The sequence below is a fragment of the Paraburkholderia sp. Cpub6 genome, from assembly GCF_014201065.1.
Taxonomy (GTDB): Bacteria; Pseudomonadota; Gammaproteobacteria; order Burkholderiales; family Burkholderiaceae; genus Paraburkholderia; species Paraburkholderia tuberum.
Genome location: NZ_JACHDM010000015.1, coordinates 25,098 through 46,876, shown reverse-complemented (window position 1 = coordinate 46,876; position 21,779 = coordinate 25,098). Strand labels below are relative to the sequence as shown.

The 21,779-nt window shown below is 60.8% G+C and carries 20 protein-coding genes and 2 pseudogenes; 15 read left to right on the top strand and 7 right to left on the bottom strand.

Annotated features, from left to right (window positions below):
• The first annotated feature begins 433 nt into the window (after positions 1 to 433).
• On the top strand, positions 434 to 799 hold the full coding sequence (locus tag HDG33_RS38100) for a chloride channel protein (protein WP_311548376.1): 366 nt from the start codon (positions 434 to 436) through the stop codon (positions 797 to 799).
• Between the two features lie 502 nt (positions 800 to 1,301).
• Here HDG33_RS38100 and HDG33_RS23240 read toward each other — a convergent pair.
• Positions 1,302 to 1,547 (bottom strand): hypothetical protein, encoded by a 246-nt coding sequence (locus tag HDG33_RS23240; protein ID WP_184033939.1) that lies wholly within the window; start codon positions 1,545 to 1,547, stop codon positions 1,302 to 1,304.
• A 289-nt stretch (positions 1,548 to 1,836) separates the two neighbouring features.
• Between HDG33_RS23240 and HDG33_RS23235 the strand changes: the two genes are divergently transcribed.
• The 6 genes from HDG33_RS23235 (at position 1,837) to HDG33_RS23210 (ending at position 8,343) form a co-directional block, all read left to right on the top strand.
• Positions 1,837 to 3,093 (top strand): ABC transporter substrate-binding protein, encoded by a 1,257-nt coding sequence (locus HDG33_RS23235; RefSeq protein ID WP_184033937.1) that lies wholly within the window; start codon positions 1,837 to 1,839, stop codon positions 3,091 to 3,093.
• A gap of 115 nt (positions 3,094 to 3,208) precedes the next feature.
• The gene (locus tag HDG33_RS23230) at positions 3,209 to 4,078 is read left to right on the top strand and encodes a branched-chain amino acid ABC transporter permease (protein ID WP_184033934.1); all 870 of its coding nucleotides are present in this window, start codon (positions 3,209 to 3,211) and stop codon (positions 4,076 to 4,078) included.
• Between the two features lie 53 nt (positions 4,079 to 4,131).
• On the top strand, positions 4,132 to 5,025 hold the full coding sequence (locus HDG33_RS23225) for a branched-chain amino acid ABC transporter permease (protein WP_260330577.1): 894 nt from the start codon (positions 4,132 to 4,134) through the stop codon (positions 5,023 to 5,025).
• On the top strand, positions 5,022 to 5,771 hold the full coding sequence (locus HDG33_RS23220) for an ABC transporter ATP-binding protein (RefSeq protein ID WP_184033928.1): 750 nt from the start codon (positions 5,022 to 5,024) through the stop codon (positions 5,769 to 5,771). Before HDG33_RS23225 ends, HDG33_RS23220 begins: the two co-directional genes overlap by 4 nt.
• Positions 5,768 to 6,496: an ABC transporter ATP-binding protein gene (locus HDG33_RS23215; protein WP_184033925.1), complete on the top strand. Its 729-nt coding sequence runs from the start codon at positions 5,768 to 5,770 to the stop codon at positions 6,494 to 6,496. The genes HDG33_RS23220 and HDG33_RS23215 overlap by 4 nt, the downstream gene beginning before the upstream one ends.
• Before the next feature lie 245 nt (positions 6,497 to 6,741).
• Entirely contained in the window at positions 6,742 to 8,343 is a 1,602-nt protein-coding gene (locus HDG33_RS23210; RefSeq protein WP_184033921.1) for an APC family permease, read from the top strand.
• A gap of 377 nt (positions 8,344 to 8,720) precedes the next feature.
• On the opposite strand, the pseudogene HDG33_RS23205 reads toward HDG33_RS23210, so the two are convergent.
• A pseudogene (locus tag HDG33_RS23205) lies at positions 8,721 to 8,854 on the bottom strand (ubiquinol-cytochrome c reductase iron-sulfur subunit); the annotation flags it as partial.
• A gap of 231 nt (positions 8,855 to 9,085) precedes the next feature.
• On the opposite strand from HDG33_RS23205, the gene HDG33_RS23200 reads away from it, so the two are divergent.
• From HDG33_RS23200 to HDG33_RS23175, 6 genes are all read left to right on the top strand, one after another.
• A complete protein-coding gene (locus HDG33_RS23200) occupies positions 9,086 to 9,817 on the top strand; it encodes a YfdX family protein (RefSeq protein ID WP_184033918.1) in 732 nt (243 codons plus the stop codon).
• Positions 9,818 to 10,192: 375 nt separating this feature from the next.
• Complete coding sequence (locus tag HDG33_RS23195) at positions 10,193 to 10,519, top strand: DUF1840 domain-containing protein (RefSeq protein WP_184033915.1); 327 nt, start codon at positions 10,193 to 10,195, stop codon at positions 10,517 to 10,519.
• A 614-nt stretch (positions 10,520 to 11,133) separates the two neighbouring features.
• Positions 11,134 to 12,297: an MFS transporter gene (locus tag HDG33_RS23190; RefSeq protein WP_184034241.1), complete on the top strand. Its 1,164-nt coding sequence runs from the start codon at positions 11,134 to 11,136 to the stop codon at positions 12,295 to 12,297.
• A 95-nt stretch (positions 12,298 to 12,392) separates the two neighbouring features.
• Positions 12,393 to 13,685 (top strand): chloride channel protein, encoded by a 1,293-nt coding sequence (locus HDG33_RS23185; protein ID WP_184034238.1) that lies wholly within the window; start codon positions 12,393 to 12,395, stop codon positions 13,683 to 13,685.
• A gap of 43 nt (positions 13,686 to 13,728) precedes the next feature.
• Positions 13,729 to 14,388: a hypothetical protein gene (locus tag HDG33_RS23180; protein WP_184033912.1), complete on the top strand. Its 660-nt coding sequence runs from the start codon at positions 13,729 to 13,731 to the stop codon at positions 14,386 to 14,388.
• An 807-nt stretch (positions 14,389 to 15,195) separates the two neighbouring features.
• The gene (locus HDG33_RS23175) at positions 15,196 to 15,909 is read left to right on the top strand and encodes a DUF4396 domain-containing protein (protein ID WP_184033909.1); all 714 of its coding nucleotides are present in this window, start codon (positions 15,196 to 15,198) and stop codon (positions 15,907 to 15,909) included.
• 536 nt (positions 15,910 to 16,445) lie between these two features.
• Here HDG33_RS23175 and HDG33_RS23170 read toward each other — a convergent pair.
• Positions 16,446 to 16,799 carry a hypothetical protein gene (locus tag HDG33_RS23170; protein WP_184034256.1) on the bottom strand — a complete coding sequence of 118 codons (354 nt, stop codon included), beginning with the start codon at positions 16,797 to 16,799 and terminating at the stop codon, positions 16,446 to 16,448.
• Between the two features lie 78 nt (positions 16,800 to 16,877).
• The gene (locus HDG33_RS23165; RefSeq protein ID WP_184033906.1) at positions 16,878 to 17,783 is read right to left on the bottom strand and encodes an NmrA family NAD(P)-binding protein; all 906 of its coding nucleotides are present in this window, start codon (positions 17,781 to 17,783) and stop codon (positions 16,878 to 16,880) included.
• 238 nt (positions 17,784 to 18,021) lie between these two features.
• On the opposite strand from HDG33_RS23165, the pseudogene HDG33_RS23160 reads away from it, so the two are divergent.
• Positions 18,022 to 18,934, top strand: a pseudogene (locus tag HDG33_RS23160) (helix-turn-helix domain-containing protein).
• A 33-nt stretch (positions 18,935 to 18,967) separates the two neighbouring features.
• On the opposite strand, the gene HDG33_RS23155 reads toward HDG33_RS23160, so the two are convergent.
• The 3 genes from HDG33_RS23155 to HDG33_RS23145 form a co-directional block, all read right to left on the bottom strand.
• Positions 18,968 to 19,819 (bottom strand): anti-sigma factor, encoded by an 852-nt coding sequence (locus HDG33_RS23155; protein WP_184033903.1) that lies wholly within the window; start codon positions 19,817 to 19,819, stop codon positions 18,968 to 18,970.
• A complete protein-coding gene (locus HDG33_RS23150; RefSeq protein WP_018421072.1) occupies positions 19,816 to 20,334 on the bottom strand; it encodes a sigma-70 family RNA polymerase sigma factor in 519 nt (172 codons plus the stop codon). The genes HDG33_RS23155 and HDG33_RS23150 overlap by 4 nt, the downstream gene beginning before the upstream one ends.
• Positions 20,335 to 20,492: 158 nt before the next feature.
• Entirely contained in the window at positions 20,493 to 21,227 is a 735-nt protein-coding gene (locus tag HDG33_RS23145) for an anti-sigma factor (RefSeq protein WP_184033900.1), read from the bottom strand.
• Positions 21,228 to 21,393: 166 nt separating this feature from the next.
• Between HDG33_RS23145 and HDG33_RS23140 the strand changes: the two genes are divergently transcribed.
• On the top strand, positions 21,394 to 21,666 hold the full coding sequence (locus tag HDG33_RS23140; RefSeq protein WP_184033897.1) for a DUF4148 domain-containing protein: 273 nt from the start codon (positions 21,394 to 21,396) through the stop codon (positions 21,664 to 21,666).
• Positions 21,667 to 21,779: the final 113 nt, after the last annotated feature.

The window sequence follows — 21,779 nt, the reverse complement described above, 5'->3', positions numbered from 1 at the left end:
TTTCCCAGGCGATGCCGCCATCGGAGCCGCCGCCGTTTTCTCACGAAGGTCATCTGAATGAACTCCTGCCCGTGTTCCCCCTTCCTGGTTTTACGAAAAAGATGCAGGAATCGCTTGAATAAATGTCACAACGTGCTTATCCTAAGGGCTATTGGTATGGGACCTGGCGTGCCGATATTGCATGTTATGGCGTATGGTCCGGCAGCAAGCCCACTCGTTTTCAGGCGACAGAAGGCGATTCCCCTCCGCCCAGCTTCACGGCTGGGCTTTTTTTGCGTTGATCCATATCTGACGTTGAAACCGTCTGCCACTTTCTTCCGCGTCCTGGACAGAAGAACGCTGCAACATGTTCGGCGGCTTTGGTTCCACTATGGAATCTTCTGGGTGAGCCCGTTGGTCACCGCTCTCGCCGCAGTGCTGGAAGCGCATCTGATTGACGCAGATTGTGACATATGGCGGCGTGCCGACGATCCACGTCGGCGCATCGCTGATGCTTAACCTGCGGCACTTCCATCCCGCGCGATTTCGGACCATCCGCGGCGTCGATCTCGAGCACAGGCTCGCGTTCGCCGGCGCCCCCACAGGCCTGTCGGCGACGTTCAATGCGCCGCTTGTGAACGCGGTCTTTGCCATCAACGAATTGACCCGCAGCTTCGAGGCACGCATGAGCGGCGTGATCTTGCGCAAATTGTCGGATAGATGGCTGGGACAAGGCATGCGCGGCCGCTGCAGGGCCATATCCGATCATCGGGGTGAGCACCGGGTACGGGATCCATCGGTGCGCTGCACTCGCAGATAGGGAGTAAACACAGATTTATTTGGCAGAGGCCACCCGCTATCATGCAGCGACTGTGGCGTGAGGCGGCAAGTTCCAAACGTCTGAATTCTGAAGTGATACAGCGATCATTCATGAAGTCCGCGCCAGACCCATCAAAACTCCTTCGCAAGCTCACCAAGGCCGTGCTGTTGGTCGCGACAGCCATTTGCGGTAGCGTGAACGCGATGACAAGTGATCGGATGCTGGACGAGTTAGTGCCGCTGGATTCCTCTGGTCCATGGGCCAAGATGAGGTCTTCGAGCAGAGGCTCGACCTCTGAGGCAGTATCCTCTCCAACGACATCATGGTATCCGGAGCGAGCCGATCCGTATTCCCGGTCTTCTTTGGCGGACATATCACTGGCAGCGCACGGCGAAATCCTGGCGTTTGACGATGCATACACGCCGTCACGTAATGCGTTTGGCGCAGGAAGTTTTGCACTCAGCGCGTTGGGTTTCGGGGCTTCGAGCCTCGATTAATCATCTCAATCGCGGTAGCGAGGGCCGTGGGTGGTCTTGCCTGATTGTGGAGGGGAACTCACCCATTCGAAATCGGCCATCTCTGTAACGGACGCCGCGCACGAAACGCCGATGTGGTCCCACAATTTCGCCTTCGCCTTCGCCTTCGCTTTGGCGCAATCTTTGACAACCGGATCGGTTGCGAGCGCGACCACTGCCGACGATGCTGCCAGATCTCCCAACACCCGGCGCGAGCATCGGAGTTGTTCCATGCCTCAATGGAGGAAGGGTTCTTCAGAGTGGAGGTTTTCCCGAGTCTCTTTCATGCGCATCCCCGGACATTTACTGAAGCGCTTTACCCGCGCACCGCGCCGGTGCGCGTTGAATCACCGCGATAGACCGGCTGGCACTCAGACGTTTCGTTACATCTCATGGAATTACGTCATATCGTGCACTAACATTTGATATGCGTTGGAAATCCGAAGCGTAGAAATCGGAACCAGCTTTCCAGGAGGAGAGCGCGAGCATTGCTCGGACGTGTCCATTCTGTGGGAGACCGAAATGAGAAGACTATCGACCGCGGGCCGACGGCATCGCCGGCTCGTACTGAAGGCTGCTGCCGCTGCCGGAATTGCGCAGATCGGCGCACCCTTCATCATCAAGGCGCGCGGAGAGGTTCCAATCAAATTCGGGCTCGACGACCCGTTGACAGGTACGTACGCCGAACTCGGCAAGAACGAGCAAATGGGTTGCGAATACGCGATCGATCAGATCAATGCGCGCGGGGGCATATTGGGTCGTCCGGTTCAGCTCATCGTGGAGGATTCCACCAGCGCGGATACTGGCGCTGCTGTACAGAAGGCGCGCAAGCTGATCGAACGTGACAAGGTGGACTTCCTGCTTGGCAATGTCAACTCGGCTATGGCGCTTGCGATCGGGCAGGTTTCAAACGAATTGAAAACACTGCATATTGTGACGGGTGGGCATACCGACGCCGTGACCGGTACAGATTGTCACTGGAACGTCTTTCGGGTCTGCAATACGACGAGGATGGAAACCAACTCGGTATCGAAGGTCCTGTTCGACCGGTACGGAAAAAAATGGTTTTTCATCACCCCCGATTACGCATTTGGCCACACCTTGCAACTCGGCTTCGAGGCGAGCCTGAAGAAGTTCGGAGGGGTGGAGGCTGGAGCCGCGTTGGCGCCGCTTGGCACCACCGACTATTCGTCATATTTGATCAAGGCGCAGGCTGCCGATCCTGACGTCATCCTGTTTCTTACCGCAGGTCAGGATGCTGTCAATTCGCTTAAGCAGGCGGTGCAGTTCGGCCTTAACAAGCGTTTCCACATCGCCGGGGCGCAGCAGGAACTGGAGGTGCTCGAAGGCTTGCCGCCGGATGCGCGAATCGGTACGTGGGTATTCGAGTGGTACTGGGACCAGCCCAACGTGCCCCACGTAGCGGAATACGTGGCCGGCATCCGTAAGAAGGCCGGGAGAGTGCCGACTGCCAGACACTGGTTCGGGCACGTCGCTGTCAATAGCGTTGCACTCGTCGCTAATCAGGAGAAGACGCTTGACGCGGTGAAACTGGCGCGGGCGCTCGAAGGCTTCAAGTTGCCGCCGGACGTAGCGCTGATGCCGGACATACCGTTCTATCGGGCCGGCAACCATCAGCTCATGCCGGATCTCTATGTGGGACATGCGGTAGCGCAGGGGCCTAGACCTGATGATCTATTCCACGTCGATCAGCTGGTAAAGGGCATCGACGCGGCGCTGCCGGTCAGCGAAACCGGCTGCCGTCTCACATGGGCATGACCGGTTCGGGGAGCCAGACAGGGGCTGAGTGCCTAATGACGTCGCGCTGCCGCAACTGCCGCGCGACCGATGAGCCGGGACATCGGTCTCGGACGTCGGCAGCACAGGTAACGGTATGACGCAACTGATCCTGTTCAACGTATTCAACGGTATCGTCATTGGCGCGTTTTACGCGCTAATGGCGCTTGGCCTGTCGCTGATCCTGAATCTGAGCGGTGTCATCAACTTCGCGCACGGCGGATTCCTGGCAATTGGCGCTTACCTCGCCTACACGATCATGCCGTATGTCGGCTTCTGGGCGGCGCTTGTTATTGCACCCTTGCTGACGGCTGCTATCGGACTGCTGATCGAGCGGGTACTGATTCGCCCGCTGTATGGAAGAGATCCCCTATACAGTCTGCTGCTCACGTTCGGGCTCGCGTTTCTGCTGCAAGACGGTAGCCGCTATATCTGGGGCCCTCAGACATTGCCATATCAGATTCCGGACGCACTGAACCAGCCATTGACGTCCTCGTTCTTCTTTCTAACGGGCTATCGTGTGTTCATGGTCGTACTGGTTGTGATCGTCGTGGCGGCGCTCTTCATGTTCCTGAAGTTCACTCGATCCGGCATTCGTATCCGCGCTGGTGTCGGAGACCTCGAAACGGTCGCGACACTGGGCGTGAATGTACGGTGGCTTCGCAGCATGAATTTCGGCCTCGGCATCTTTCTCGCGGGGCTGGCTGGCGTACTGGCAGCCGGCATGCTCGGACTGCAACCGACCATCGGTGATTCGCTCATCATGCCGAGTTTCGTTGCGATCATCGTCGGGGGACTGGGCAGCCTGCCGGGTACGCTGCTCGGTGGCATTCTCATTGGCGTCGCCTCTGGCCTGACCTCTGTCTTTTTCCCGTCCGCGACCGAAGCGGTGATTTACGTCCTGATGGGGCTAGTGCTGCTCGTACGTCCGCGCGGACTGCTGGGTGAGGAAGGGAGGGTCCAGTGAGATCATCACTGCAACTCGCGGGGGATGCGGCGGTCTGGCTGGCGCTCGCAGCCATGCCGTACTGGATCACCTGGCTCGGCGGCTATACGGCACTTGGTACACGCGTAGTAGTAATGGCATTGGCGGCGATGGCGCTCAATTTTCTACTCGGTTTTACAGGCGTGTTGTCGTTCGGTCACGCGGCATATTTTGGTCTCGGCGCCTATGGCGTTGGTATGACGATCCGTTATCTGGTGCCGAATACGCCGCTTGGTATCGTCATTGGGGTCGCGGCCGGCACGCTGGCGGCGGCGCTCATCGGCGCGCTGATTGTCAGGCTTCGGGGCGTCTATTTCGCGATGGCGACGATCGCATTCGGCCAGGTGTTCTACTTCGTCGCCTTTCGCTGGAACGCCGTGACTGGCGGCGACGATGGGCTCTCGGGATGGCATCGCATGCCTCTCCACTTTGGCCAGCAGAGAATCGACATTCTTGGCAACAGCACCGTGTTTTACTATTTCGTTTTGCTTTGCTTTGCCGTGTCGGTTGGCGTCATGACTGCGCTGTTGCGCTCTCCGTTTGGCCGTACGCTTCTGGCGATACGCGAGAACGAAAAACGGGCGCGCTTCCTGGGGCTGCCGGTGGAGCAGCATATCTGGCTGTCGTTCGTGATCTCCTGCTTTTTCGTGAGTTTTGCCGGTACCTTGTACGCGCTGCTCAATAACTTCGCCGATCCGCATGATCTGCGGTGGGACCAGTCAGGCGATTTTGTGATCATGGCCGTGCTGGGGGGAATGCGCTCGTTGTGGGGACCGCTGATCGGCGCGGCCGTCTTCGTGCTGGTTCAGGATTACATCTCCACACGGACTGAGAACTGGATGTCGTTTATCGGCCTGCTGTTCATCCTCGTCGTTCTGTTCTTTCCCCGTGGCGTGCTGGGCATCCGGACGGGCGGGGTACGTTCATGAGCCTGCTCGTAGTCGATCACGTATCTCACCGGTTCGGCAATCTTCGCGCGGTTAGCGATGTTTGCCTGACTGTGGAAGCCGGTGAGCTTCGCGCGGTAATTGGGCCTAACGGTGCAGGAAAGACGACGTTCTTCAACCTGATCAGTGGGTTCTTTCCGCCTACGTCGGGGCGTATCGAGTTCGACGGACGCGACGTGACCCGGCTTGCGCCTCATCGCCGCGTTGCCATGGGAATGGCGCGGACTTTCCAGATTACGGAAGTTTTTCCTGAGTTGTCCGTTCGCGATAATCTGCGGATTCCGGTCGAACTTCGGGCCGGGCACAGGCTCTCGGCGTGGCTCTCGAGGGCGGCGCGCACGACCGTCAACCAGCGGCTGGAAGAATTGCTCGTGCTCGGCGGACTCGAGCAGCGTGCTCGCCGGCTGGTGGGTGAGCTGTCGCTTGGCGACCAGCGAGCCACGGAAATCATCATGTCGCTCGCACTCGAACCCAGGCTCCTGCTCCTCGACGAACCGACCGCGGGGATGGGAGATCAGGAAACCTACGACGTGACGCAACTGATACGACGCCTGCACCGCGATCGATCGCTGACGATGATTCTGATCGAGCACGACATGCGCGTCATCTTCCAACTGGCACAGCGCATCATGGTGCTCGCCGAAGGCAGGATTCTGGCAGAAGGAACGCCCGAAGAAATCACCGGCAATCAAGCCGTGCAAGCAGCCTATCTGGGAACAGCAAAATGAGTGCCCTGGTTGCCGAGGGACTGCAGACCTGGTACGGCAAGAGCCATATTCTGCATGGCGTATCGGTGGACGTTGACGACGGCCAGATTGTCGCCCTGGTAGGGCGCAACGGCGCCGGCAAGACGACAACCATGCGAAGCCTGATGGGATTGACCCGGCCACGCGCGGGAAGGGTGAACATTCTAGGCCGCGAAACGACCGGCTGGCCGCCAGACCGGGTCGCGGCGCTCGGTGTCGGATATGTGCCGGAGGGTAGGCGCATATTCGCGAGTCTCAGCGTGGAAGAAAATCTGCTTGTGCCCAACGGGCGCACCGGTCCTTGGACGATCGCACGTGTGTTTGAGCTTTTTCCCCGGTTACGCGAGCGTCGGAACAACAAGGGCCGGCAACTCTCCGGAGGGGAGCAGGAAATGCTCGCGATCGCACGCGGCCTGCTGCTCAACCCACGCGTACTGCTTCTCGATGAGCCGTCTCAAGGTCTCGCACCGCTGATGGTGCAGGAAGTGTTTGATGTTATCGTCAGAATGCGCGCCGAAGGCATGTCGGTACTTCTGGTTGAGCAGAACGTTCGAGCGGCTGTCGAGATTGCCGACGCGGCTTGCGTGCTGGACGATGGTCGGGTCGTTTTTTCCGGATCCGCGCAAGAACTTGCGCGCGACGAAGCTCGTGTGCGTACTCTGGCCGGGGCCAGTGCGAGCGATTGGCGCATGCTCGACGATGCTTGAATCGCATGAAGCCATGCCACGAATTTGAAATGGCACAGTGTGAACTAACGCTCGCCGAAGCGCACAGGCATTTCCAAGCCCTTTAATTGTCGCTTCGGTTCACGGCGGGGATTTTATCGCCGTCTTTGCGGTCGAAGCGTTCAGGGTGAGCCGTTCATGTATGACGGTGCGCGGATGCGCACCACCTCTTTCGCGCAACGCCGGTTCAAAAACCGAACTTCGGGGCAGGCGCAAGGAGACCAGAAATGAGCACGATTTCCGACCTGACGCTATCGGGCAAACTGCGTCGCGATGCTGGGATAGTGGGGTTGCTGTTCGCAAGCACCACTAGCATGATTGGTTCAGGGTGGCTGTTCGGCGCCTACCATGCATCGAGAATAGCCGGTCCGTTGAGCATAGGCAGTTGGGCGCTCGGCGCTGTCATCATCATGCTGATTGCGCTATGTTTTGCGGAGCTTGCCGCCGTTTTTCCTCGTAGTGGGGCGCTGGTTCATATGAGCCACGCGAGCCATGGCGACGGACTTGGAAGGTTGTGGTGCTGGCTGCTCTTCCTCGCCTATGTCCCGGTGCCTGCAGTCGAAGCCGAAGCAATCGTCACTTATGCAAGCAACTATCTGCCATGGCTAATCCGTCCTGGCTCCGCCGGGGTGCTGAGTTTGGCGGGCTTCTTCGTGTGCGCCGGTTTGCTCGGAATAACCGCGCTGCTGAATCTGATGGTGATCAGATGGCTGCTCAACATCAATTCAACCATTACGTGGTGGAAAATTCTGGTACCGATACTGACCATCGTCGGCTTGATGGCAGCGAGCACCCACTGGGATGTCGTGCGTGCGGCGCCTGACACCTACAAGCTCTCCGGCATGTTCACGGCACTTCCCGCAGCAGGTATCGTTTTCAGCTATTTGGGCTTCCGTACTGCGATCGACCTCGGCGGCGAAACGGCCAATCCACATCGCGACATTCCGCTAGCCGTGATTGGCTCGGTCGTGCTCGCTGCAGTGGTTTACATCATGTTGCAAGTGGCCTTTATCTGGGCGCTGTCGCCGGTCGATCTCGCGCACGGATGGGCACACCTCAGCTTCAAGGGGGAAATGGGACCGTTCGCCGGACTTGCCGCGACGCTCGGGCTCGGCTGGATGGCGACGCTTCTATATATCGACGCCTATATATCGCCTGGCGGCACGGGGCTGATGTATGTAACCGGCGGATCGCGCGTCCTCTTTGCTACGGGCGAAATGGAGGCAGGTCCCCGCGTGCTGACAAAGCTGAACCGCAACAAGGTGCCATGGCTGGCGGTTCTCGTGATGTGGGTCGTTGGCACCATTTTCCTGCTGCCGTTTCCTGCATGGCAGAAGATGGTCGACTACATTACGTCGGTTACGGTGCTGACATATGGTCTTGGTCCGGTCGCGTTGCTGGTGTTGCGCCGTAACCTTCCGGAACTGCATCGTCCATTTCGCATGTGGGCCGCGCCCGTGCTGGCACCAGTCGCATTTATCTGCAGCAACCTCGTAATATATTGGACTGGCTTTGCAACGAACACCTTTCTGTTTGCGCTGGTGGCGATCGGTTTCGTACTCTACGCGGCGTACTACCACATCGTCTTGCGCAAAGCTGCGAAAGACTTCGGCTGGAACAACATTGCGTGGCTGTTGCCATGGTTTGGGGGCATCTGGTTATTGTCTTGGCTCGGCGGCATCGGTGGCGGACTCGGTGTGATCGGATTCGGTTGGGACATTCTTCTAGTGGCACTCTGGAGCGTGATCGTGATGAGGCTCGCAATGCGCTGCGCGTTGGGCGTCGAGCAGACGCGAGCAATGATGGAGCGAATGGACGCGACGAGTTGACCGGCAACGCCATCGTTCAGCGAGGGAGGAGTCAACGGAAGCTCTATCCGTTAGCGGGGCGCTTGAAGCGACTACCCGAGTACCCGCCTGAACTGCAAGCCAGACTTCCAACGGTGAGATCTGGTCAGGGAGTCGCGCTCATGTAATGAGCGGGGATCGAGCAAGACTTGTCTAACCGGAAGCGAAGGGCAGAATGAGCGCCCTCTTCATGCATACCCCACCGTTGTCGAGCACGGCAGACCACCGCAGCAGAGGCGGCGAGCGTGCACGCTCTCTTTGTTCGCCCTCCACGACAGTCGGACTCGGCGCCTCGGACGCGTGCGGTGGTTGGAACGCGATGCGCTGCAAGTAAGAAGGTTGTACGGGCTCATGCCTGACTATGCCTCGCCTTGTTCATCTTTCCCGATAGTGACGGTAGTGGACGACGCAAACATGTAGCGGGGCACATCAAGATTCTGGGGGCGGGTTTGTCCCTGAACACACGGCCGGCCAGGTCATATGTCGAGCCGTGATGCGAACGCTAACTGGCGAGGTCCGGTTCTTCGCACTACCCAGTGCTGCCGCCTTGCGTCCGGATGGCTCCTTCTTAAGCGTCCTTTAAGCACCAAGGCCTAGCTTTAAAGCGTCAACTGTTCGAAGTTTAAACCCTGTGAAAGTCTCGCATGCCATATGCGCCGCCGATGTGAGCGCGCAAGGCCGCATGCGACGTCTGGAACTGGACACTCGCTGAGGAGAATGAACCATGAAAAGGCATCAGGTTATCGCTGTCACGTGCGCGTTGCTCTCCGCCGCCTATTGTGGTGCGACCGTGCAGGCCGCCGAGTCCCCGCGGGCCGTCGCGTGGGACATGGGCAAAGTCTCGGGGAAAGGAAACGAGGCCTTCCAGCAGATCGAACTTGCGCGACTCGCAATCTTCAACGGTAACGGTTCGGAGGCCGCCACGCTTGTAAAAGCCGCCCAGAAATCACTGCAGGAAGCGCAGGCTGACAATACTGCTTTTACCAAGGCTGAAAAAGACTTGAAACTTCCACCCACGGCTTCCAGCGCGCCGCATGTCCAAGCGGACGTCGCTCGCGCTTCGCAGGAGCTGATGTGGCTTCCAGTTGGCGCTGACGTAACTATCACCGACAATCTCGCCCAGTCTTCCGAGAAATCCAAAGCGGTGGCATCCGCGAATGAGCACATCAAGCAAGGTCAGCGGGATCAGGCGCTCAACGCCCTGAAGGTCGCGAATATCAACGTTGCCTACACCATGGAACTCGTTCCGCTAAAACTGGTGATCGCGGACGTCAATGACGCTGCGAGGCTGATCTCTCATCACCAGTACTATCAAGCAAATGACGCCCTCCGGCAGGCGGTGGCGAGCGTGCGGTATGACTGGGTCGACCTGGACGCCATTCCTCAGCACGCACAAACCGCACAAATGGCTTCGAAGCCTGCCGAGCATCCCGCCTCGTCCGCGAGCGCACGATGAATCTGTCCGCGATGCCAAAGCGTCCCTGGCGGTACAGAGGGACAATTTAACGTTAGCTTATTCTGAAGGGTCATCACGCCCCCAAAGAGCAGTCGATCATGGCATTTATTGCCTCCGCTTATGCCACAACACAACGAACGTCGTGCGCAGCTAATGAGCGCTGCCCGCGAGTTAGATTCAAGTCGACCTGCCTGCGCGCCGGTAAGGTATGGTCCGCGCATCTGATGTTTATATAGCACAATGTGCTACATTGGCCTACACTTTGGATATCGGGATTAGCGCAAGCCTCGTTACTGGTTATAAGCGTCGATTGCATCAGGCGGCCGTCTCGGCGGCCGTCGCAACGGCACAGTTGTCCTTCGCGGAGAGGTCTGTATGCTTGTTACGTTCAAGTGCCGTTCAACTCCGGACGTCGTCATGCTGCGGAACCTCGCGGAATATCTCCTCGCAGCGATTGGTAAGCAAGTCGCCACTCGTGGCGTCATCAGCCACGACGAACTGGGTACGGTGATAACGCGACTTGAACGCGCTATCGAAGATCAGGCACGCACTGAATTAGCCCTCAACGTCCTGCATCACGTGCCGAACGACCATAGTTCAAACAGTGCTGCGGCCGCGACCGTCGAACATCGCGCCTGGCCATTGCTCGACATGATGCGCGAGGCCCATCGCCATGGCGACGATATTCTCTGGGGTATTTAGACCGTTGGACCTGACGTTCAAAGGATCATTGTCGCCACGCGCATCGAACCCGGCGCCGACGCATCATTTATTAGCGACCTGCCGCATCGGGCCAATAATTCTCGACATGTCGCGAAGCTAAATGATTGCGATCCGACGTAATCTGCGCGAGCGGTAAATCGCGCGTGCCCTTCGTCGTGCGGCCGTAGGACGAGAGGTCTGGCCGCATCCGAACCACTTCCGGGAGCGGGAGCCCTCGCGGCGCTCAGGGTTCCAATGACCGTCTGGGGATCGTTGAAGGCCGCATAAAAGAGCATGCTGTCCCAGATCACCAGGGTCTCAAGCAGCACGCCGGCGGCGGTGCCGCGCGCGACACGAGCGAGGGCTCACGGGCCGGGTTTTAAGTTTCGTTTAAGTTTTCGCGTCTAAATTCTGAGAAATGTCATGTCGTGCCATAATATTGCAACAGGCTTTCAGCGGGTGCGCCGCGGAATCGCGTGACTTCGACGTGTCCTCAGCTTGCCGGTCAAGCACGTCCGACTGCAGCATCGGCAGCTATCTTCACCCAGCGACTGCTGGGTTTTTTTTTACACGATATGAGCGCAACTTCCACATCGGCCACTTCCCGCTCGCGCATGAGTGCGCTCGAGCTGCGAGCGACGCTGTCGCTCGCAGCGATCTTTGCACTGCGCATGCTCGGTCTCTTCATGATCATGCCGGTGTTTTCGGTGTATGCGAAAACCATTCCCGGCGGCGACAATCTCCTGCTGGTCGGCATCGCGCTGGGGGCGTACGGCGTCACTCAATCGCTTTTCTATATCTTCTACGGCTGGGTTTCCGACAAGGTTGGCCGCAAGCCAGTTATCGCGACGGGTCTCGTAATATTTGCGATCGGCAGCTTCGTCGCCGCGGGGGCGCACGATATTGTGTGGATAATCGTCGGTCGCGTGATCCAGGGAATGGGCGCCGTTTCCTCCGCGGTGCTCGCTTCTATTGCCGACTTCACTACCGAGCAGCACCGCACAAAAGCAATGGCGATGGTGGGTGCCTCGATCGGCATTTCTTTTGCGGTGGCGATCGTGGGTGCGCCTCTGGTGTTCCACTGGCTCGGGATGAGCGGCCTGTTCTCGCTGGTCGGCGCGCTCTCGATTCTCGCGGTTGGCGTGGTGATCTGGGTCGTGCCGGATTCGCCGAACCGGCCCGTCCACCTGCGGGCGCCATTTGCCGAAGTGCTCCACAACGTCGAGCTGCTGCGCCTGAACTTCGGCGTGCTCGTACTGCACGCCACGCAAACGGCGCTGTTCCTTGTGGTGCCTCGCCTGCTCGTCGACGCAGGGCTGCCGGTCTCGTTGCACTGGAAGGTCTATCTGCCGGTCATGGGTATTGCATTCGTCATGATGGTGCCGGCCATCATTGCCGCGGAGAAGCGGGGGAAAATGAAGGCCGTGGTCGTTTCTGCAATCGGTCTGATCCTCATTGGCCAGCTATTGCTTGGCTCGCTCGAACATACACTCGTTATCGTGCCCGCCGTGCTGTTCGTGTATTTCCTCGGCTTTAACATCCTCGAAGCGTCGCAGCCCTCGCTCGTCTCGAAGCTCGCGCCGGGCGATCGGAAGGGTGCGGCCACGGGCGTATACAACACCACGCAGTCGATTGGCCTTGCCCTCGGCGGCGTGGTTGGCGGCTGGCTTCTAAAACACGATGGCGCGAACGCGGTGTTTTACGCGTGCTCCGGGCTCGTATTGTGCTGGCTCGCAATCGCGTTCAATATGAAGGTTCCGTCACCGCGGAAAGCCTGAGTCGCGCTTCTGGCGCGAAATGCAGCCGGTGAGGGCGTGGCCGGAAAAAACCTAGAAGAAAAACAGGGGAACAGATCGTGCGCATTCTCGCGCTGATGGACCGTCGAAAGCTGCAACGCATCAACCGGCTATGGCTCCACTATGGCGTGTTCTGGCTGGGGGCGATCGCCGTAGGCCTGGTCGCGGTGCTTTACGCGAAGCTGATCGATTTCGGCTACGCTGTGTTCCTTCGCTATGCGGCTGACCGGTTCTGGCTGCCTCTGATTGTGGCGCCCGCAGCAGGCGCCGTTACGGTGTGGCTTACACGGCGCTTCTTTGACGGTTCCGAGGGCAGCGGTATCCCCCAGGTGATCGCCATGCTGCACGGGCCGAACGAACTCGGGCCACGGCTGCTCACACTGCGTATTCTCGTTGGGAAGATTCTGGTCTCGTTCCTGGCCCTGCTCGGTGGCTTTACCATCGGCCGCGAAGGTCCGACCATTCATGTTGGCGCCGCCCTGATGTTCAGCCTGAGGCGCTTTTACCCGAAGCGTTTTCTGGCGATCCGGCCGGGCGTGCTGGAGCGCAGACTCGCGCTCGCGGGTGCGGCCGCCGGTTTGTCGGCGGCATTCAATGCTCCGCTCGCAGGCGTGGTGTTCGCCATTGAGGAACTCATGCGCAGCTTCGAGGAGCGCGCGAGCGGCGTGCTGATCACGGCAATCATCTTCGCTGGCGTCGTTTCACTTGGGCTTCAGGGAAACTATGTGTATTTCGGCACGATCGATATCGGGTCGGGATTGCCCCGATGGATTAGCCTCGCCGTAGTGCTGATCGGTGTCCTTGCGGGCGCGCTAGGGGGATGCTTCTGCTGGCTGTTGCTCAACACGAAGCGCTGGATGCCCGAAGTTCTGCTCGAACTGCGCGTGAAGCGGCCTGTGCTATTCGGCGCGCTATGCGGCCTGGTCATTGCGGTCGTCGGCGTGAGCGCAAATGGCCATACATTTGGCAGCGGCTATGCCGAAGCGCGGAGCATGCTGGAAGGCAGCGCGCATGTCAGCGCGGCATACCCGCTCCTGAAGATGGTCTCGATGGTGGGATCGTATCTGCCAGGCGCGCCCGGAGGCCTGTTCGCCCCGTCGCTTGCGATCGGGGCTGGCATCGGCAACACGGTTCACATGGCGTTCTCGCAGATTCAGCTTCCGATGCTCATCGCGCTCGGCATGGTCGGCTATCTGGCGGCGGTCACCCAGAGCCCAATCACGGCGTTCGTGATCGTCATCGAGATGATCAACGGGCACGCGCTCGTTATCTCGCTGATGGCCACGGCGCTCATCGCGAGTCGCGTCTCGCGCTTTTTTGCGCCACCGCTGTACGAGGCGCTCTCGGAGCGTTATCTGCGCAAGCCGTGAGGCAAAGGCGACGGTAGGTCGAACAGACATCGACGGAGTTCATATGGGGATCGCAGACAGAATCGAAAAGCGTCTATTGGGCATGGCGCGCGTGCTATGTCTCATCGTGCTAGTTGGCGCCATTTTGGCGATGATCGCATTAATGTTTGCGCTTGGCGTTCCGAGGACGGCAGCTGTTATCACAGATCCGCCCCTCAGCGCGAGCGAGGTACTCTCTTCGATAGCGGGTTCGGAGGCGGCCAATGACGGTCTGAAGATCGGCAGCGCGAACGGCAACGCCATGGCGGATGTCGCTGGCGCCGCGGGATTAATTATCCCCGCTCCGCTTAATGCCCTGTTGAACCAGAATAACGCAAGCCAACCGCTGCTCGAGGCGTGGCTCGAGCGTATTCCCCAAGCCGACCGACAGCAGTTCCTGGATGAGCTGTCCGACGTTGTTGCGGCTGCCGGGCAGCACGCTGCTACGTGGGAATGGGACAACCGCGAGCGGTATGTTGCAGCGGCCATGGATCAGTATGCCCGTGTCAAGATTGGGCGGATTGATGCGGCCCAAAGCGCCGTTCAGGCGGCAGAGAGCAAAAACGCTCAGTTCGGTTCGTCGCTGGGAATTCTTCTCGCGTTGACAGGTTTCCTGACTTTGCTGCTACTGCTCACAGCGATCGAACGCAATACGCGCAATAGCGCGGTGAAAAGACAGGAATGAGCTGGCGCGACTTGAGATGGGATGCCGATGTACGGTGTTTTCTGTTGCACCAGCTGTCCAGAACAGGCGCGACCTCTCGCCACTCGCACAGCGCGGGCCGGAGACGCACGCCGGATTAAAGTCGAGACAGGTGGCGCAGTCGCTCCTCTGATAGCAGAGTCGATCGCTCGACCTGCTGGTTTGATCTGTCGGCGCGTTTCGGAGGCCGCGCCAACGCGAGGCCAAACTCACTTCTTGCGATTCTGACCGATGGCCCGGGCAACGTGCCGAGCGGGAGATCACCGCGAACAGGAGCCTATCGACAGAGCAGCCCCTGGGTAGATAAGGGTCCAGGTCCGCCTCGCGAAGCTCGCACAACTTACAGCTCTGCAGCCATTAGCTTCGGGCGGCGACGCTGGCATGTGCGTCGCAGTCACAGAAACGATTGGAAAAACCCGATGGGCAATTGTGGAGGGCTATCCGATTGACGTTACATGGTCAGAGCGCTGTCATCGTCGCTATTCTCTGATCGTCTTTTTCGCGCCCCGGCGAAATATTGTCCAAGCTGCCCAGGATCGGCGCGTTTTCCATGCGTTAAGCCTACATCGGTCGACGTTACAAGTGTTCACGACAAACGGTCCACGACAAACGACGTGCTTAACGATGCATCGCGACCGTTCGGTTGACGTGCAATCTCGCTTGGTCATCAGGAGACCCGTAACCCGGCGTCTGCCCGAATCCAGCCGTTGTTCATCAACCAATCTTGCAGAGCCGGAACGGCAGTTGCTCTTCTGTGCGCTATCAGTGCAAAGCCTTTCAAGACCAACGATGACTTACGGTACTTTTCCAGCCTGGCTCCATAGTCTGTCAATCGCCTGGATTGTGTTAGGCGTGGTGTGTGCCGTCATCATTGTGACTGACGAGGTAAGACATCCGCAGAAGATGTGGATCATGAGCCTGGTTTGGCCGCTGACCACGCTATTCGGCACAGTTCTCTGGCTTGCTGCCTATTATGCATGGGGACGCAACGTGCTCGCCGCCGAAGCTAGCGATAAAACGCAACCGTTCACAGTGATCGTGATGAAAGGCACTAGTCATTGCGGCGCCGGTTGCACACTCGGCGACATTATTGTCGAATGGTCAGCCTTTGCGTTTCCAGGGTTGGCGGTGTGGTTCGGATGGCACAGCATATTCAACGAGAAAACTTTTGCCGTCTGGATCCCAGACTTCATGATCGCCTTTCTGCTAGGAATCGGTTTTCAGTACTTCACCATCAAGCCGACGCGCGACCTGTCAATTGGACAGGGCGTGATCGCTGCAGTCAAAGCGGATATTGCCTCGATAACCGCGTGGCAGATTGACATGTATGGAGCGATGGCGATCATTCAGTTCCTATGGTTCAAGCGGGTTTTTGGCGGCATCGCGAACGTTACAAGTTCGGAGTTCTGGTTCGCCATGCAGATCGCCATGCTCGCAGGCTTCGTAACGAGCTACCCTATGAACTGGTGGCTGATTCGTTCCGGCGTGAAGGAGAAGATGTAGACCAAACCCTCAGCGAAAAGGGCGCTGATGGCGACAGGCAAAATCGCAACTGACGTGAAGGCGGTCCCACAGGATGTGCGGCGATTGGATACCAGCGGCGTCCCAAACGCGTTCACCCGGACAAAACGTGCATTGTGATGGATGCCGGATGACCGTAGTAATCTGGACCTCACCCCCTTCCGCGTCCAGAAAATACCCATTGACCGCATGAAATCCGCCGCGCTTCGCAGCGGGTTGATCGCCACTGCTCTGTTCGCTGCGCATGCAGGTCCGCCGGCGCGAACCGAAGCTTGCCGGCGGAATGTCACAGCAGACCGATCGTAGCTAGCGCGGCTACGTAGCGGCGCTGCATTAAGACCTCAGCTCGTGGTTGTACCTTAAAAGTCGTCGTTGTGGTCAGAGAAGCTCGAACCCTGGTTCAGGTTTGATCGCGTTGAAAAAGGCCGTGACCCGACTGTATCGCTGACAGTATCAACCTCTCAGGGGTCCGGCGTAAGCGTTGGCGTAGGTTTGTACGAGAAGGCTCGCCCGCGTCACTATTTCGACGAGAACGAGTAAACCGGCTCGATAAGCGGGTTGGCGGTGGCTTGCGGTGCTTGCCACCAGGCCGGCACCTTCAGCGCCGCTTGGCCCGCCCGCGGCTCATGACTGAGAACCTGGAACACGCCGAAATCGTCATTGCCGTCGGGAATCGCGGCGAGCAGGTTGGCAAGCGCGCGCCAGCCCATGAAGCTCGATAGCCTTATCGCTATGCGCAGCCAGCGCTCGGCGCGTGAGCTCGGGTGCGTTGACGGTGTTGACGGTGTTGACGCTACGCACTGCATCCGTCGCATTGCGTTTTTCGTTGATCCGGCGTCGATCGATGCGCGAAGCAACGGGCAGGTCTGCATGCTATCTCTCCAGTGTTGAACGCCTTCGACGCTGTTCGCGCCGCGCCACGCCGTCCGCTTGCCTTACATCCATGCGGATCACCGCGCCGCCGCTGCCGCACCGGCCACGCCCGATAGCAGCGCCCTCAACACCTGTCGCAACGTGGTGGCGCCGAAGCGTCGCTCGCTGATATTCGCCTCGACGTCGATCCGTCCAGCGTTGTGCGCGTCGTACAGATCGACGATCAGTTGGGCGTGCCGCTCGCCGAGCCCGGCGCCGCGCAGCACGGCACTCCATTCGTCGCGCGGCACCCGGTGGGCGATAACCGGCCGCCCGGACAGTTCCTCCAAGGTACGCGCGACGTCGAGCGCGCTTACCCGCTCTTTCCCTTCGATACTGACCACCCGTGGCGTCGCGCGCGAAGGCCCTTCATCGAGCAGCAACTGCGCGGCAAGCTCGCCGACGTCCTGCGCCGCGACGGTCGGAAACAGCTTGTCGAGCGGATCATGCAGACTCGGCAGCGCGCCCCGGCCGAGCGCGACCGGCAGCACGCGTGCCCAGTTCTGCATGTGCTCGGCGGCGCGCAACAAGATCAGCGACGACGCGACGGTGCGCAACTGCGTTTCGAGGTAGTGGAACAGCGTCGTGATGCCGGTGCCATCCGCGTGCTCGGCGCCGTAGTCGGACAGCGCGAGGAGCCGCGGTGGCGCGCTGATGCGCAAAGCCGCGACGCCCGCGTCGACGATGCGCCGCATCGCGGCCGCGAGATCGTCATGCGCCCCCGGCACCGGACAGAGCCATTGCACTGCCTGCGCGCCGTCGATCGCGCGCGCGACCAGCTGTGGGTCGTTCAGGTCGGCGATCGCGATCTCGCAGCCGATTGCCGCGAGCGCTTCGGCTTGCGTGGCGTCGCGCACCACCGCGCGTACCTGGTGGCCCGCGCGACGCAAGGCGGTTGCGCTCGCGCGTCCCACGTGACCGGTCGCTCCGAAAATGACGAACACGTTGTGCTCCTTTTGAGGATCGCTATGACGTGATGGTAGGGACGCGGTGCTCGCGAGGCGCCCAGATCCGGATGACTTTGCGCAGATCTGGATGATTTTTTACGCCGATGCCGCGCAGGTCGCGCGAGTCGCGTTGGCTGCTCGCGAGCTACGAAATTCCGTCACGCCGGCGAACCTGCCAAAAACGCCGCACAATGCAGGCATCTCGCCGTCATTCAGCTCACTCAGGAGACAAGCGATGAACGCCGTCACCCCGATTCCCGCGCCTGCGCGGCACAGCGTCTCGCGCATCGCCGTGCGCACGAGCAGGGCGCTTGGCTGGCAAGGGTTCGGTGCGGAGCTGGTCAACGTGTCGGCCGGTTTGCATCGGATGCCCGCGTTTCGCCATCATCGCGTGGGCGTGCACGTTGGTGCGCCGGTGACTGCGCGCTGTCTGTGCGATGCGCGCCGCCACACGCGGATTCAGGCGCACGGCGACGCCGACGTGATCCCCGCGGGGCTCGAAGGTCAGTGGAACGATGACGCCGCCTGCACGATTTTCAGCGTCTGGTTTGCCGAGGACTTCGCGCGACGGACCGTCGAGCAACTCGCGTTGAACTCGGCCGACGCGCAGCTGCGCCCGCGCTTCCAGATGCGCGATCCGCGCTTTCAGCATCTCGCCTGGGCGCTGCGCGCGGAGCTCGAAGCGGACGACGCGTCCGATCCGCTCTACGCCGAAAGTCTGTGTACGGCGATGCTGGTGCGTCTGATCGGCGTCGAACCCATGCCGGGCAACCGGCGGCGTACGCTCGCGCCGCGCACGGCCGCACGTATGATCGAGTTTATCGACGCGCATCTCGATCAGCGTCTGACGCTCGACGAGCTCGCCGCGCAGGCGCAACTGAGCGTGCCGCATTTCAAGGCGCTGTTTCGCGACACGCTCGGTGTGCCCGTGCATCAGTACGTGGTACAGCGCCGGGTCGAGCGCGCGCGAACGCTGCTGCTGCAGGGACGCCTCAGCGCAAGCCAGATCGCGCTCGAAACGGGCTTTGCGCATCAGAGCCATATGGCGACACTGGATGTCGCGTTTGCTCGGTGCAACGCCGCGTGAACTCCGCGGCGCCGCGCGCGATGACACGGCCATGTCGGGGCAGGAGAGGACACGACGTTGATGCGCGAACCGCGCGGCGCGGAACGCATCCGCTTCAACCGGGCGCGGCCCCCGTCAACTGCGCATAGACATCATGCGCGAGCTGCAGCAGCTCCTTGCGATCGATCCCACCCGACACCGCATAGCCAAAATCGCCGTCGACCCAATAGAACACGTTGACGGGCCCCGCCTGATACAGCTTGAACGCGGTCGTATTCGCGTTCTCGCGACGATGCGAGATGCACAGCGTGACGCGCTCGCCGTTCGGTCCGCGATACATGAACTGCGCGGTCGTACCGTCGTCGCCGGGCAGCAGGCGGCCGCCCGACAGCATGAATCCGCTCTTGGACAGCATCGGCGGATGGACCTCGGTGCCGAGCCGGTTCGCGAGCCATTGCACGAAGTCCTGCTCGCGATCGGCGCTCATGTCGCCCGGCCGGTCGATCGCCGGCATGTAGACGACGTGCGCGAGCGCCGCCTGGCGCGCGAAGCCCTCGGCGCTGTCCGCGCTGACCGGACGATTTCCGGCTTGCGTTTCGGCCCCTGGGTCGGTTCGATCGATCGCAACCGGTGCAATCAGATCGTTCCTGTGCATGCCGATGCCCACGCCGAGCACGAGCGCCGCGGCCATGCCCGCGAACTGCGCGGCAAAACGCGGCCAGTTCGCGGCCGCTCGCGCGCGGCGCGGCACACCGGTCTGCAGACGCTTCGGCACGGGCTCGCTGAGCACGCGGTCGTAGCGCTCGTGAAGCAGACCATTGAGCGAAAAGTAATCGCTGACGCGCGCGGCCAGCTCCGGATTCTGTTCGAGCGCGCGCTCCACCTCGTCGCGCCGCTCGCCGGACAGCGTGCCGTCCACGTACGCGTGCAAGTCTTCTTCGCCGATCGGCATTTGCGGCTCGCTCATCGCACCACCTGTAATTTCGCACCGGGCTGGGCGCCCGCCATCAAAGCCCGCAGCCGTTCGCGTCCGCGCGAGAGCCGCGACATCACCGTGCCGATCGGAACGTTCAGCGCGAGCGCGACATCGGCATAGCTCATCTCCTCGAGACCGACCAGCAGCACCACCTCGCGCTGTTCGACCGGCAGCCGCTGCAACGCGTAGTCGAGGTCGCGCATTTCGAGCGAACGCGTCTGGCCCGACGGCACCGCGAGCTCGCTTTCGGCGATGCTGTCGTCGTCGACCGCGACGTGGACCGCGCGCGCCGACGCCTTGCGCGCCTGATTCGCGAAGACGTTGTGCATGATCGTGAACAGCCACGCGCGCAGATCGGTGCCCGGCTGGAACAGACGGGTGCGGCCGAGCGCGCGCTCGAGCGTGTCCTGCACGAGGTCGTCGGCGAGCTCCCGATTGTTGATCAGCGCCCGCGCATAGCGCCGCAGACGCGGCACGTGCTCGATCAGCTCGTCACGGACATCCATGGTTGATCCCGGTCAAGGGGCGTGGGGGTGGCATCGGCTTCACTCGCGTCGGTATCGATACGCGCCGGGCCGGTCGCGGAGGCTTCCGTCGCACGATGCGTTCGAACTGCAAACACCTGTCAGCGCATTTTATTCCGCGAGGGCCGCGCGCACCGGCGTCAGCGCGCGCTCATCACGTCGGCGGCGCGCATCAGGCCGTGGGTGCGCGCATTGCCCGCGACGACGAAACGCTGCCGCTGCGCGGTCCACGTCAACAGCCGCAGCTCGCCGATGCGGCGCGCGGCCCACTGCGGCTCTTCCCGCGCAAACGGCGCCGCGGCCGACAGCACGACCACCGGTTGCTGATCGCCGTTCAGATAGACGAGTTCGTCCGCGCGCTGCAATGGCCCGAGCCGCAGCACGCGTTGCTCGACGAGGCGCAGGCCGATCGCGCCGAGATCCGGCGCGGCTGGATCGACGCGCGTCGGCGATGCCGAGGAAAAGGGCCGTGCGGTGGCTTCGGCGAGCGCCATCACGGCGGCATTATCGAGCGCTCGTGCCGACACCTGAGTCGCCAGGAGCCAACCGCTGATGGCGCTCAGCATCAGCGCGAGCGCGATGAGCGCGATGAGCGCGACGAGCGTTCGGCGTGCGCGACCACCCGGTTGCGGGCGCATGCGCAGCGGGCGCGATCCGCCGAGGTGCCCAGGCGCGGGCTCCTCGGCGGTCTGAAACGTGGCCTGGATCTGTGCGTTCAAGCGGTCGTAAAAGGCGACACGCCGTGCTTCCGCCGGATGCTTGCCGAGATAGTCGCGCAGCGACGCGGCGCGCTCGGGCGTCAGCGTGCCGTCCGCATAGGCCTGGATGTCGTCTTCGGAGGGCGGAGCGCCGGAGGGGCGGTGAGTCGAGGTCATGATGATGCGCGGTCTTGATTGCTGCTATCGGACGGCAAACACAGCGGCGGGGACATTTATTCCCCGCGCCGGCGATGTTTTTTTCACACCGCGAATACTGGAATAAACGCTGCCCACCCGTGGTTCTCCCTGGTGCGAACCCGCACAACTCTCCAAGGAGTCGATCATGAAAAAGTTTTCGTTCGTTGCTTTGTCGTTCGTCGTTCTCGCCGCTTCGTCGAGTGCGTTTGCGCAGGGCAAGACACGTGCTCAGGTGTACCAGGAACTGATCGAGGCGCAGCAGAACGGTCTCGACTACGTCACCGACGCGTCGTATCCCGATGTCAGTCCCGTGTTCGCACGTCAGGTCGAGCAGCGCAAGCAGGCGCTCGCCGCGCAAGCGGCGGTCGCCGCGAGCCACGTCGCGAACTCGGGAGCGCCGGCCGTTGGCACCCATTGAAGCAGCATCGGCCACTGGCGCGCGAATGGTTTGAATGTGCGCGCCAGGGCCGGATGGAATAGACCGTAGCGAGGCGTGTTCGCCCGTACGTTGGTCGATGAGTCGATCGACCC

Coding starts and splice junctions, on each gene's coding strand:
- HDG33_RS23240 (WP_184033939.1), bottom strand. CDS start 1,547: ATGGAACAACTCCGATGCTCGCGCCGGGTGTTGGGAGATCTGGCAGCA.
- HDG33_RS23155 (WP_184033903.1), bottom strand. CDS start 19,819: ATGAGCGAGCCGCAAATGCCGATCGGCGAAGAAGACTTGCACGCGTAC.
- HDG33_RS23175 (WP_184033909.1), top strand. CDS start 15,196: ATGACTTACGGTACTTTTCCAGCCTGGCTCCATAGTCTGTCAATCGCC.
- HDG33_RS23230 (WP_184033934.1), top strand. CDS start 3,209: ATGACGCAACTGATCCTGTTCAACGTATTCAACGGTATCGTCATTGGC.
- HDG33_RS23170 (WP_184034256.1), bottom strand. CDS start 16,799: ATGCAGACCTGCCCGTTGCTTCGCGCATCGATCGACGCCGGATCAACG.
- HDG33_RS23140 (WP_184033897.1), top strand. CDS start 21,394: ATGAAAAAGTTTTCGTTCGTTGCTTTGTCGTTCGTCGTTCTCGCCGCT.
- HDG33_RS23225 (WP_260330577.1), top strand. CDS start 4,132: ATGCCGTACTGGATCACCTGGCTCGGCGGCTATACGGCACTTGGTACA.
- HDG33_RS23180 (WP_184033912.1), top strand. CDS start 13,729: ATGGGGATCGCAGACAGAATCGAAAAGCGTCTATTGGGCATGGCGCGC.
- HDG33_RS23200 (WP_184033918.1), top strand. CDS start 9,086: ATGAAAAGGCATCAGGTTATCGCTGTCACGTGCGCGTTGCTCTCCGCC.
- HDG33_RS23145 (WP_184033900.1), bottom strand. CDS start 21,227: ATGACCTCGACTCACCGCCCCTCCGGCGCTCCGCCCTCCGAAGACGAC.
- HDG33_RS23195 (WP_184033915.1), top strand. CDS start 10,193: ATGCTTGTTACGTTCAAGTGCCGTTCAACTCCGGACGTCGTCATGCTG.
- HDG33_RS23150 (WP_018421072.1), bottom strand. CDS start 20,334: ATGGATGTCCGTGACGAGCTGATCGAGCACGTGCCGCGTCTGCGGCGC.
- HDG33_RS23220 (WP_184033928.1), top strand. CDS start 5,022: ATGAGCCTGCTCGTAGTCGATCACGTATCTCACCGGTTCGGCAATCTT.
- HDG33_RS23210 (WP_184033921.1), top strand. CDS start 6,742: ATGAGCACGATTTCCGACCTGACGCTATCGGGCAAACTGCGTCGCGAT.
- HDG33_RS23215 (WP_184033925.1), top strand. CDS start 5,768: ATGAGTGCCCTGGTTGCCGAGGGACTGCAGACCTGGTACGGCAAGAGC.
- HDG33_RS23190 (WP_184034241.1), top strand. CDS start 11,134: ATGAGTGCGCTCGAGCTGCGAGCGACGCTGTCGCTCGCAGCGATCTTT.
- HDG33_RS23185 (WP_184034238.1), top strand. CDS start 12,393: ATGGACCGTCGAAAGCTGCAACGCATCAACCGGCTATGGCTCCACTAT.
- HDG33_RS23235 (WP_184033937.1), top strand. CDS start 1,837: ATGAGAAGACTATCGACCGCGGGCCGACGGCATCGCCGGCTCGTACTG.